Annotated in this window: 13 protein-coding genes; 2 read left to right on the forward strand and 11 right to left on the reverse strand. The window is 60.5% G+C overall.

Annotated features, from left to right (window positions below):
- Window positions 1-201: 201 nt before the first annotated feature.
- Window positions 202-780 (forward strand): hypothetical protein, encoded by a 579-nt coding sequence (locus TW83_RS17090; RefSeq protein ID WP_157001742.1) that lies wholly within the window; start codon window positions 202-204, stop codon window positions 778-780.
- An 18-nt stretch (window positions 781-798) separates the two neighbouring features.
- On the opposite strand, the gene TW83_RS17095 is transcribed toward TW83_RS17090, so the two are convergent.
- Window positions 799-1,221, reverse strand: coding sequence for a type II toxin-antitoxin system VapC family toxin (locus TW83_RS17095; protein WP_204245798.1), 423 nt, complete (start codon window positions 1,219-1,221; stop codon window positions 799-801).
- Window positions 1,221-1,475, reverse strand: a complete 255-nt coding sequence (locus TW83_RS17100; RefSeq protein WP_045983990.1) for a type II toxin-antitoxin system Phd/YefM family antitoxin — start codon at window positions 1,473-1,475, stop codon at window positions 1,221-1,223. Before TW83_RS17100 ends, TW83_RS17095 begins: the two co-directional genes overlap by 1 nt.
- Before the next feature lie 298 nt (window positions 1,476-1,773).
- On the opposite strand from TW83_RS17100, the gene TW83_RS17105 reads away from it, so the two are divergent.
- Window positions 1,774-2,781 (forward strand): replication initiator protein A, encoded by a 1,008-nt coding sequence (locus TW83_RS17105; RefSeq protein ID WP_045983991.1) that lies wholly within the window; start codon window positions 1,774-1,776, stop codon window positions 2,779-2,781.
- A 3-nt stretch (window positions 2,782-2,784) separates the two neighbouring features.
- On the opposite strand, the gene TW83_RS20885 is transcribed toward TW83_RS17105, so the two are convergent.
- From TW83_RS20885 to mobQ, 9 genes are all read right to left on the reverse strand, one after another.
- Complete coding sequence (locus TW83_RS20885) at window positions 2,785-3,219, reverse strand: helix-turn-helix domain-containing protein (RefSeq protein WP_157001744.1); 435 nt, start codon at window positions 3,217-3,219, stop codon at window positions 2,785-2,787.
- A 584-nt stretch (window positions 3,220-3,803) separates the two neighbouring features.
- Window positions 3,804-4,841, reverse strand: coding sequence for an FUSC family protein (locus TW83_RS17115; protein WP_045983993.1), 1,038 nt, complete (start codon window positions 4,839-4,841; stop codon window positions 3,804-3,806).
- Between the two features lie 9 nt (window positions 4,842-4,850).
- Window positions 4,851-6,029 carry an HlyD family secretion protein gene (locus TW83_RS17120; RefSeq protein WP_239441416.1) on the reverse strand — a complete coding sequence of 393 codons (1,179 nt, stop codon included), beginning with the start codon at window positions 6,027-6,029 and terminating at the stop codon, window positions 4,851-4,853.
- A 38-nt stretch (window positions 6,030-6,067) separates the two neighbouring features.
- Window positions 6,068-6,697 (reverse strand): TetR family transcriptional regulator, encoded by a 630-nt coding sequence (locus TW83_RS17125; RefSeq protein WP_157001746.1) that lies wholly within the window; start codon window positions 6,695-6,697, stop codon window positions 6,068-6,070.
- Between the two features lie 132 nt (window positions 6,698-6,829).
- Entirely contained in the window at window positions 6,830-7,336 is a 507-nt protein-coding gene (locus TW83_RS17130) for a MarR family transcriptional regulator (protein ID WP_071209500.1), read from the reverse strand.
- Window positions 7,333-7,761: an organic hydroperoxide resistance protein gene (locus TW83_RS17135; RefSeq protein ID WP_045983995.1), complete on the reverse strand. Its 429-nt coding sequence runs from the start codon at window positions 7,759-7,761 to the stop codon at window positions 7,333-7,335. Before TW83_RS17135 ends, TW83_RS17130 begins: the two co-directional genes overlap by 4 nt.
- 485 nt (window positions 7,762-8,246) lie before the next feature.
- Window positions 8,247-9,194, reverse strand: coding sequence for a DUF4105 domain-containing protein (locus tag TW83_RS17140; RefSeq protein WP_083445032.1), 948 nt, complete (start codon window positions 9,192-9,194; stop codon window positions 8,247-8,249).
- Between the two features lie 73 nt (window positions 9,195-9,267).
- On the reverse strand, window positions 9,268-10,413 hold the full coding sequence (locus TW83_RS17145) for an alpha/beta fold hydrolase (protein WP_198144886.1): 1,146 nt from the start codon (window positions 10,411-10,413) through the stop codon (window positions 9,268-9,270).
- Between the two features lie 136 nt (window positions 10,414-10,549).
- A partial coding sequence (gene mobQ, locus TW83_RS17150; protein ID WP_239441417.1) for a MobQ family relaxase occupies window positions 10,550-11,743 on the reverse strand: 1,194 nt, incomplete at its 5' end.

Consider the following 11,743-nt stretch of genomic DNA (forward strand, 5'->3'; position numbering starts at 1 on the left):
TCATCGTCGGCGCTGTCGTCATGAAGGCGGCACTGGAAACTCCCGACGCTGCCGCAAAGCTGGCAGGCCTGATCCGCGACCGGGTGACACGCGAGCTCGATGTGAAAGACATTCAGCAGCTCCTGGCCAGCCTCGACAAGAAGGCCGCGCGCAATGGCTGATCCGAGAAACCCTGCCCCAGCCCCCACCCCCCAGGACGAGATGCTGGAAGCTCTGGTCTCCGTCACCGCGGAGAACACCACCACGCTGATCGATGTGCAGCACCAGGCCGCCGCAACAGCGGCTTCCGTGAAGGATGCCCGCACCTACATGGCAACGGTCGTCAAGAACACGGACTGGGAGAACAATGGCAAGAAGATCGCCGCCGTTCTGGACAACGCCTTGCGCCAGGATCGCGCCGCTCTCCATGCCGTTAGTGAGGCCGCACGCGACATGCGCGGGACATCCATCGAAATCACCCACAGGGCCGTAGATGCTGCTGTTGCGCAGATGGATGCCAGCAAGGCCTTCGACAGAGCCGCAGAGCGGCTTCTGGGAGCCCTGGAGGCCTATCAGCAGGGCAGATGGCGAAGAGCAGGCATCATCGCCCTCATCGGGGCGCTCTGCGGCGCTGTGGGGTTCTTTGCACGCGAGCCGGCAACCAAGTTCCAGCACCTTTGGGACACGAGTACAGCGTTGCAGCAGGATGCAGCCCACCGAGACTGCAAAACGCTTGGTGGGGAAACACTGCCGTCCGGTGAGCGACTAGCTTGTGTCATCTGGCAGGACGTAACTCAGTGAGTCCGATTGAGTTAAGTCCTAGGCGATGTCCCATGGGTTGATGATCTGCACGCCTGTCGGCGCGAAATCGGCCACATTGCGCGTGATGATTGGCATGGCATGAACAATTCCTGTCGCAGCGATAAGGGCATCCCTGTCGCTGCGGGGGTCAGGGACGTGCAGAGCAGCGCAGCAGAGCGCGACAGGACCGTCTACCGACAGGATACGCCCCTCAAACGTTGGAAGCACCCTGTCCGTCATCCAAGCCCTCAGAACAGCGCCCTGAGCGCTGTCGCGCCTCTCGGCTTGCCTGATCCCCAGTTCCAGCTCCAAAAGCGTAATGGCCGACAGGAACAGGGCTGACGGGTCTTGAGCTGCCGCCCAGGCAACAACATTGGCATCCGCCTTCCCCGCTTTTGCTTTGCGCAGTTCGGACACCACGTTCGTATCGAGAATGAACATCAGGACAAATCGACCGGCTTCGTGAGGCCACTCAGTCGACCGGGTTCAAAAGAGACCTTTGCCGCTTCCGCGTCAGCCAGCAGGTCAACAATACTCTCTCGCTGCCCTGTAAGCCGCCTGTAGGCTTCAATGCTGAGCAACACATGCGCAGGCTTACCCCGGTCCGTGATGAACACAGGCCCGTTCTGAGCAGCCCTTTTTGCGCCGCTGGCATCCTGGTTGAACGTCCGGCTGGTAATTGTTGTCAGTTCCATAGCTCACACCTCCTCATCAGGTTATTGTAGTAACATGTCTACATTATGTGAGAATGTCAAGCAGACCACCATATCGCCTAGTGTTAGTAGTGTTACCTACGGAGTAAGTTACGGGCCCTAAAATTATCCATAACCGCTTACTTATAAATGGAAAAATTATTCACAAGGTTCCGAAAGGGCCAAACTTTGGTTCCGAAAGGGCCAAACTTTGGTTCCGAAAGGGCCAAACGTCTTGCCTCACCTATCGGGTTCCTGATAGGCCAAGGTTAAAGGTTCCTGATAGGCCAAAGATTCAGCCATGAGCTTACTTCCTGATCGCCACCCAAACCTCGATTTCTTCGTCCTAGATATCGCAGACGCCGTGCCGAAGGATGACATGGCATCAATGGAACATCCGCTGTTCTCTCTGGCGACTAAACCAGACATGCGACACCTCGAATACCGAAGTAACGACAACGTCTTGAAAATCCGACCGTCCGGCTTTGGATTGCCCACCATCTTTGACAAGGACATTCTGATTTTCGTTATCAGCCAGCTTATGCATAGGAAGAACCGGGGTGAAACCATCGGGGATACGGTACGCTTTTCGGCTCGGGAACTTTGCATAGCAACCAATCGCCAAATCGGTGGCGATCACTACAAACGTCTTGAGAACGCTTTTTCCCGCCTTCAAGGGACGCAATTCGTCACCAATGTCCGGACGGGCGGAAAAATCGAGACGCGAATTTTCTCACTGATCGACGAGGGTGGCTTTGTCCGCACCGATGATGAGCGGTTTCGGCTCGATTATTGCGAGGTAAAACTGTCACGCTGGCTTATGAGAGCCATAGCATCCGATCAGGTTGTCACCATCTCTAACGACTATTTCCGACTGCGCCGCCCACTGGAACGCCGTCTTTACGAGATTGCGCGGAAGCACTGCGGTAGCAAACCGAAGTGGCAGATCGGCCTGACGACCCTCCAGAATAAGACGGGCAGCAACGCCCCTATCAAACGGTTTCGTCATAATCTGCGCGAGATCATCAAGGCCGATGTGACACCGTTCTATTGGTTCGATCTGGATGACAGTGACTTGGTGACAGTCCGACCCCGTCACCCCAAGGCACAGATCACTCCCGCCATCTCACTGCCTGTTTGGGCAGAGGAAAAGGCCCGCACGGTGGCACAGGAGAAGGGCCGGGACTACTATGCCCTACGAGCCGACTGGTTGGCTTTCGCAAATGCGGAGACAGCCAAGGGCAACCCCCCAAAAAATGTGGGTGCCGCCTTTGTCGCTTACTGTGGAAAGCAAGAAAGCCTGCGCTAGCAACTATCCAAACAACCGGCTCCAGAACCCCTTCGGTTTGGCGATGGTTTGGGGTCGTAGGTCTGCCAGGAGCGCGTGAAGTTGGTCTTCCTTGCGTTCCGCCCGTTCCGCCCGGTCCTTCAGATCCTCAATGCGTTGTTCAAGAAAACCGCGTTCTCGCTGATCGGATTCCACTTGGGCACGAAGCCTCTCAACTTCAGCCTGCAATGCATTGGTTTCAAGAGGTGTTTCAGGTGTTTCAGTGGGGGTTGCAATTCGCTTCACATCACGGTTTCTGTGCCCGTTAGCATCCTTCCACCTCTCCAGCTCAGATGCATCGACACTATAGGAGCCATCATCCAGACGCCTTGCGCTAAGCTTTCCACTTTTTATAGCTCTCGAAAGTGTAGGCTTACTGAAACCAACCGCCTTCGCAGCTTCTCCTAGGGTGTAACTCATAGGTGTAACCGCTTGTCTTCACAGTGTTGCAATTCGCCTCATCTTACTGGGAGGCTTACAGTTACGCATGTTACACCCTGCTAGCAGGATCTCCAAACACCTTGCCGCTTCGGCTTCACTACTCAACGCCTCTGGACAGGCGCCCGAGAACGCGAAGCAATAGCCCATGAGCCACCGGCCTCGCCCTGCTGACCTCTGTCGCGCATGCAAAGACCCCCGGCCCTGGCCGCAGGGAGGAGGAGAGCGGCAGGACCGGGGGCTGGTGTGTCACCGGCACCGCAGGGAGGAGGAGGCGGAACCGGGGAATGGGAGGAGGATACGGCAGCGGCCTTTCCGCCTGGTTAACGGACCGTCCGGAACGTCGCTCACTCAACCCTGACCCTGCGCTCTTCTCCGTAATGGGTGTTATGCGCCGGAACGGAGAGGGGGGTGGGGATCAGCCGGGGGTTGTCAACACGGCAACCAAAAACGCAGCAACATATCTCTACTCTAAAATCAAAACAACTATGGTCCTAGCGAAACCTAGCCTGCTCGTCAGCCTGCCGTGTCAGCCGTTGATGCTCAGAAAGCGGACGCCGGTTGGACTAGGAAAAGAGAGACGCCGGCTCGCTCAGATGCGCGGGTCTGGACAGAAATAGCGCTTCGAGAACGGCAGTCAAATAGGCCGCGGCGACAGCGCCGACGAGGGTGAGCACTGTACGCGTCATGGCGGCGTAGGCGGGTTCCTGTGTCGAAAGCGCGCCGGCAACGAGTGCGAGCGTTACTGACATGCCGAACTGATAGACCATGCCCGGATAGTATCCCCTCATCATCCGGCTGCCGAAGAACAGGCCGGCGAGGAAGACCAGTCCTAGCAGGATCGGCAGATGCGCGTTAAGGGTCAGCACAAATAGGATCATTGCTGCAACGCAGGCGCCAAGCGCGGTCGAGACGGTTCGTTCTTTGGCCTCTGCGAATAATGTCTCTCGCGTCGGGAAGACAAGGACGAAGGTTGCCGCGACCGCCAGCATCAGGTTCGACAGGTCGATGACGGTGTAAAGCCAAAAGCTCATGACAAGCAGGACGCCAGCGCGGATCAGGGCGCTGGCCGCATGAGGACCCGGTGCCGGCGTATAGATCTCGACAAGGTTCTCCTTCGCCGCCGGCGGGAAGATGGCGTAGAGAAGCGGGATCAGGATCGCCGCTACGATGCAGGCTTCGGTGAAGCCGTCGCGCATGACCTCTAGGGCGGCCGTTGAGCTCATCCCCATCACAGACATCAGCACCGTGACGATGAGGAGCAGCATCCCCATCGGATTGCCGGTCTTCTGAATTAGATAAAAGCCGAGGAAATAGAAGAGACCCATGATCGTCACCAGCACGACCGGCATCGGCCGAGCGAAGGAGACGATTGAGGCCATCAGCCAAACCATGACGATGAAGGCAATAGGACCGCCAAACGCCTTCTTGGGATCGAAAGCCTTGCGCATGCCGGCCATCAGACCGACCGGCAGCGCGACCAGAAGCGGTGGGATCGCCGGTTGAACGAACGGGATTAACGCAAAGGTTGCGACGGCCATCGAGGCGAGGCGGACGGCATGCAGCGGATCATCGTTTACCTCGGGGCGCGGGACAACGTACATGTCGCGCCCTCAGTAGAGGTACGAGAAGGTGGACTGGACATGGTGCATCGCGTTGGCGATCCAAGCTATCGGACCGTCGTCGTCCTGAGTGTAGATCACCGCGCTGACCTTGCCGCCCGCTCGTACATTCACCGGCCAGGCATCCATGCCGCCTTCGAGTTCGATGCGTACAGGCATGCGCCGGGCCGGCTCGAACCAGCGCGTCTCGGGTTGGTTCTGCGGTAAGCCGCCCACACTGGCGCGCCCCGGATCGATGCCCCAGGAAATGCTGTCGAGGCGGCCATGAAAAATCGTACCGGGGACGGCATCGAACAAAAGGCCGACGCGATCTCCAGGCTTGACGTTGGCAAGCTGGTTCTCACGAAAGTCCGCAACAACCCAAGCGCCTTGTGCATCCAGGAAGGTGAGGCCCGGGTTGCCGGCGGCCAGATACTGACCGGACGTCAGCTGAACATTCGTGACGACGCCCAGCCCAGGCGCGACGACCGTTGTCGACAGGAGGTCGTACTGCGCCTGTTCCAAGGCGAACTGCGCGGCCTGAATCTGTGGGTTGTCCTGCCCCAGTTCCCCGAGTTGTGCTTCGGCGCTGCGAAGGTTCGCCTCCGCCGTGCTAAACTGGGCTTCCGCCGTGCGTAAATCGGCTTCGGCCGCATCACGCTGTGCACCTGACGATATCCCGCGCTCCACCAAAGCCAGGGTCCGCTCCGCTGCAGCTCGAATGTTGTCAAGATTTGCTCTTGCCTGAGCCACTTGCGCCTGTGACGCGACGAGAGATGCGGAGGACGCGTCGATCGACTGAGTCGCTTGTGCGAGATTGGCCTCGGCCTGACGGACGGCGATTTCGAAAGGCCGGCTGTCGAGGCGGAAGAGCGGTTCACCCGAATTGACGATGGCGTTGTCCTGAACCAGGACTTCCGTCACCTGCCCGGAAACTCGCGGTGCGATCTGCGCAATATAAGCGGCGACCGCCCCGCGCGAAGAATAGGGTGCTAGACGATCAGTGGCCACGTACCATGCCATGAGCAGGCCCAGTAGGAGGATCACGACCAGTGCGATTTTCTTCGCCGGGTTCTTGCGCGCCGGAGCGGCCGCTGCCGCAGGATCGGGATGGAGGATCTCCATCTCCGGCTTTCCAGCGGTGGCTGCCGCCGGATCATCGGCAGATCTGGCAGGGGGGCGGTCGGTCATGACGGGGTCGATCGAGAGGAGGGAGAGGAGGAGACTTTTTAAAGTCCCACGAGGGCGAGTTCGTCGAAGGCGTGGTTAATGGACGCTGTCAGGGTGATAGCGCCGTCGGCGGCTAACCAGCGGCGAGCGCCTAAACGCGCCGTCGCCACCGCCACTACGGAGATAAGTGGCGCTTGTGCCGCCTGATCCGGATTGCGATCGATCAGCCCCTCGGTCAGAGCGGATTTCCAAGCGTCTGTGAGCTCGTGGCTGCGCGATCGAAGTCGGGGCGTTTTCTCGATGAGTTTGGCAATCAAGAGGGCGCCCGGGTGGCGCTCAGCTTGGGCCGCGACATGTTTGACTAGGGTTGACTGCATGCAGACAAGAGGTGGTTCGTTCGCTGGACAGGCTGCCACGGCTGCCCTGAGTTGGCCGACGGATGCTAACGGCCAGCTGAGGACGATGTCCTCTTTGGTTGGAAAGTGGCGGAACACAGTCCGCCGGGACACACCAACATCGTCCGCGATCTCGTCCGTCGTCGTCTCATCGAAGCCGCAGTCTAGGAACCGTTTGATCCCGCTCTGCACAATCTCAGAACGGACGGCGGCATTCTGCCTTTCGCGCAGCGAGAGATGGGTGTTGGCAGGTATTAAACTCATAGGATAGTGTGCTATGGCATTGAGTGCCATGTCAACACTAAGCGACAAAAATGCTCAGTGTGCAGTGTTGATAGGAGGCAGTCATTTGTGTAGCGTGCTTGTTGATGATCTGCCTCGCTTGGCCTTAGATCCTTTAAAATCTTTTCAGATCGCAAAAGGTCATCAATCAACGGGCGGGGCATCAACCCGCCCTTGAGTACCCAGTTGTGCGCTGAGATCCCAGATGTACCGGTCTAACTGCTCACCGAGCACATCGAGGTCTCCGGGCAAGAGGCAGGTTTCTCCTTCCAATGCTCTAAGCATTGCGTCCGCACGTTCGCGCAGGGCACGCCCGGTTTCGGTGAGAGCAATAAGAACCCGCCGTTCGTCGATCGTGTCACGCCTACGGACCACCAGCCCGGCGGCCTCCAGCCGCTTGAGCAGAGGCGTCAGCGTGCCACTGTCCAGATACAGCCGGTCGCCGAGCTGGCTGACCGACTGCAGCTCGGTTTCCCACAGGATCAGCATGACCAGATATTGCGGGTAAGTAAGCCCCATCGCGTCCAGATGCAGGCGATACAGTCGCGTCACGAGGTTGGAGGCAACATAGACGCGAAAGCAGATCTGTTGCTCTAGCAGGACCCGGTTCACGCCTTCCGCATCCCCGTTCTGTGTCCCCTCCATGGTCATCCCCGCGTGCTGACGTTGATCTTCACATCGACGTTGCCATGAATCGCATTGGAATAGGGGCAGACGGCGTGCGCGGCGCGAACGATCTCCTCAGCCTTCGCCTGATCGAGGCCGGCAATCTCGACATAGAGCGTAACGGCCAGGTTAAATCCGCCAGCACCGTTGGGCAGCAGGCCGACCTCGCCGACCACCTCGATGGCATTGTCACGGACTTTGTCGCTCTGGCCGCGCGTGACATGAATAACTGCATTTTCGAAACACGCGGCATAGCCGGCCGCGAACAGCTGTTCGGGGTTGGTGGCACCACCCTTGCCGCCCAGTTCCTTGGGCATGGCCAGTTGCAGATTAAGAATGCCATCCTCGCTCTTGATGGTGCCGTTACGGCCACCAACTGCGGTGACTCTGGTGGTATAGAGATGACTCATAACAGCTTCCTTTTGTCGCTCACTGTTTGTTACATAGCGCACAATTTAATTTTGTGCAATTCATAAACCTAGGCATGGATGCTTAGCCCCAGAACCTCTCCGGGACTATTTTTTGGAAAACCACTTTAGATAATACTCGATAAAAACAGGCCCGCCCTCGTAACGCTTGCGGCCGGAATCCGAGGCGGCGCTCTCGCTGGCGCGCTGCCGGAGGCCGGCGTTCCCGTCATTGCCTACGTGCGCAATGCGAACTGCGCCGGCGCTCATACGCTGGCCGAAAAGGACGCGCAGATCTGTCGATTTCCATCCAGATCTAAGCCGGGTATGGACCGAACACGATCGAGCCGAGGTTTGCGACACCGGAACGTCCAAGCAAGCGACCCCTTCTTGGAGACCCGGGGCAAGTTGGAGAGCGCTCAACGGGCGTTTGCGCGGGCGGCGACGGAGGCCAGAGCACGCCGCCTTGCGCCCCCCCCCGGCGGCGGTCAGCGCTTGGACGGATCCTCAGCCCGGATGGCGATGGAATAGGGAATGGCGGGATCGGCCTGCTGTGCTTTGGCGCTGATACGGGCGTTCGCCCTGAGCTCCTCTAGCGGCAGCCCGGCGTCGGTCACCCCGTGGTCATGCAGGTAATCTGGCAGATAGCCGGACAGAAGGATGCGCCAGTCCATCGGGATACCCGGCGCGACAAGCCGGGCCAGCTGAAAGATGATTGTAGTGCAGTTGGCGGTAATCGTATGATAGAAAGCGGGCTGGGCCGCCAGCTGGTTGGCCTTCTCCAGATAGGTCATGAACAGCGCGCGGCGCTGCGCTGGAGTCAGATTCAGCCGGTACAGAGCGACATCCTCGCGGCGGATGTTGGTGCGCAGCCGCAGGATGTCGGCTTCGTCGGCTGCGATCAACACCAGTTCGAATTTCTTGAAGAAACCACCGATCTCGGAAAAAGATTCGTGCCGCTCGCGCCGGATCTCGGCCGAAAAGGTCAGGTATGCCCCGTCCGAAAAGCCAAAACTGACCAGCGTATGGGCGATGGCCGGATTATCCCATGTCGATGTGGCAAGATCGACCGATGACAGCGTGCTGATGTCATAGCGGCGCGTTTCCCACTGCGAGGTGAAGTCCTGTTTGCTGCGCCAATCAAAATTGCGCACGTGGTCCAAAATGGCGGTCTGACCCTCGATCCGCGCGGTCACGCCATAAGCGACATCGGCTGCCCAGTCCCGATCCCCCAAAGGCCGGATCGTTAGCCACCAGCCCAGAGCACCGATAATGGAGGCCAGCAGAACCGCCCGGCTGGCGCTGCGTCGCCCTGTCGCGCGCAGCGCCAGAACGGCAAGCGCCGTCGCGACGACGACCAGGATCCAGAACCAGCGCGCCGGACCGTCCAGTTGAAAGCGAACGGTCAGACCGACAAGCGCCGCGGCGATCAGCACACCAAGCGCAAAGGCCGCCCCGGCAAGCCACCCTCGGCCAGATCCTAGTCGGCGCCCAGGCTGCGGCCCGGTCTTACCCACCCTCCAAAGCCTCGCCGATGATTGAGAAGGGGCTGGAGATGGTGGCGCCCACCGTGTTGAACACGAAGGCACCGGTGCTGCGAAGACCGGGTCCAGGCGTGTCGCCCCCCTCGTCGCGCCGGTTGGCATAGAGGGTGGCCAGCTTGATATAGCGGTCATGGTTCAGACCGTCCGAGGCCTCGACGCTGGAGATGTCGATAATCGCAAGCTGGGCCTTGCGCGCAGCCTGCTGCACGGCCGGGTCAGTGATGTCCAGCGCGCCGATGCGCGCGCGGGAGCGGCTCAGCCGGTTGCTGACGCGCAGCGCTTGGTCATCGGACGAGACCAGCACCGTCATTGGCGGCGTCATCGGGCCGATAACCTGCATCTGCGCCTGGAATACATCCACGTCGATATCGGGCGCTGCAAGCACAACCGTCAGACGGTTAAAGACATCGTCCTGCCCCGACAAACGCAACTGGCGCAACGCTTCCACCGTCAGCCAGCCGCCCATCGAATGGGCAAAGACGGTGATCGTGCCGATGCGGCTGTCGCGTGCCAGCGCGGCCAGCAGATCAGTCAGCGCATCGCGCGAATAGGTTGCGGATTCCTTGTCGGCCACATAACCCGCAACGGCGGCTTGAGAGGGCCAGGCGAACAGAATCGGGGTCTCGTCCAGATTGCCATCTACCTTTATCTGGGTCAGCCGATACAGCGCCTCGGGGAAGCTGTAATTGTAGCCATGAATGAAAATGACCACGTCCTTCCTACCGTCCCCTGATCCCGCCACCTGCTGCAGAAGGCCCTGCTGGGTCAGATTGGTTTGTCCCACTGTAGCAAAGCTTGTCTGCGGATCGATCTGCTCTTCAGGCCATTCAATCCGGCCCGGCTGGTGGTTGGGCGGCACCGAGATGTCAAAGGACGCGTAATTTGGCTGGCTGGCGCGACCCGAGGTGAAGACATTCACATTCCCGGCCGCCCGTGCGCGGGTTGTGGCGGCATAGACGGTGACGGTCTGTGCACCGGGAACGTGCGCCTCGGTAATGCGCAGAACCTCGGGCCCGGGTCTGGCCGCACAGGCGCTCAGGGACAGGACGGCAGCCAGAACCATGAGGCAGGATATGAAATCGGCGCAAAGGCGCCCTCGTCTGATGTCCATTCTGCTGCCCCTGCCGCCGTAGGTCAGTTCATCTGACCAAAACTCTTCTGATTACCGTCTGTTAGTCTGCATGGGGCAAGCGGGCAAGCGGGACAGTCAAGCAGACCTTTGCTGCCGCTTACACGCCATCGTCTTTTCACCTTTCATGGCTGGGCCCTTCGCGCTCAGCGGCCCGCTGCCGTTCCAACGCCCGCTCCTGCTCCAGCACGCGTTCCCTCTCCCGGTCCTGTTGGGTGAGGGCATGCCCTGCGCTCTCAATATTGCGCTCGATCTCCACACCTCGGTCCTCACCGCGCCCCGCCCGCGCGGCCTGTAGCCGTTCAAGCGCGCTCGAGGGGGTATCGACGGCCCCACGCGATGCACGCGCGGCCTGAAGCCGCTCCAGCGCCGTCTCCGGGGCGCGGGTGAGGCCAAGCGCCGCCCCGCGCTCTTGCACCCGGTCCAGGGTCCGCTCCAGCCAGTCGCGGGCCTGTGTCCGGAACTCGCGGGCCACCTCGCGGACCTGAAGGCCGATCTCGCGCACTTCCTGCCAGCGATCGGAGGCCGGTGTGGCGATCCCGCGCCGCATCATGCTCCAGCCCCGGGCGCCGACATCGGGCAAGGGCGGGCGGTCCAACTCCACCGCCCGCGTCATCTCTGCGACACGGACCCGCTCGTCGCCGTTGTGCTCGGCCACAGAAGCCCGCTCCAGCGCCTCCGCGCGCTGCGCCTCCAGGGTGCGGTGATCCACGCGCTCATGGACGCTGCAGCGCTCGAGCGTCCGGTTGACGTGCTCGGCCCAGGACGACCGCCAGTCCACCAGCAGCTCCTTGGCATTCCAGTCGCGGTTCTTGGCTCCGAACCCCTCGGGTCCGATCTCTCGGGTGGTCAGCATGATATGCGCATGGTGGTTGCGCTGGTCTCCCTCACGCCCCGGGGCGTGAAGGGCGATGTCAGCGACCATCCCCCGGGCGACGAACTGCGCCTGGACGAACCCGCGCACCAGATCGCGGTTCTGCTCAGGCGTCAGCTCGGACGGCAGGGCGACGCGGACCTCGCGGCTGACCTGCGCGTCCTTGCGCCGCTCGGCCAGCTCCACGGCGTTCCACAGCGCAGAGCGATCCCGCGCCCAATCAGGCGCATGCGTGGGGGCGAGGATCTCGCTGTGCTCGACACCGTGCTTCCGCGTGTAGTCGTGCACCTCGCCGGTCCGACGATCCACGACCCGCTCGGCGGCACGATAGGCGCTTGCGGCAGTCGCGGACCGTCCCTTGCTGCGGGAGATCACCGAGGCGTCAAAATGATAAATCGCCATGATCGCCTCCTTGGCTTGGTTTCGAAAGGATGCGCA

This window comes from Paracoccus sp. S4493, assembly GCF_000967735.1.
Classification (GTDB): Bacteria; Pseudomonadota; Alphaproteobacteria; order Rhodobacterales; family Rhodobacteraceae; genus Paracoccus; species Paracoccus marcusii.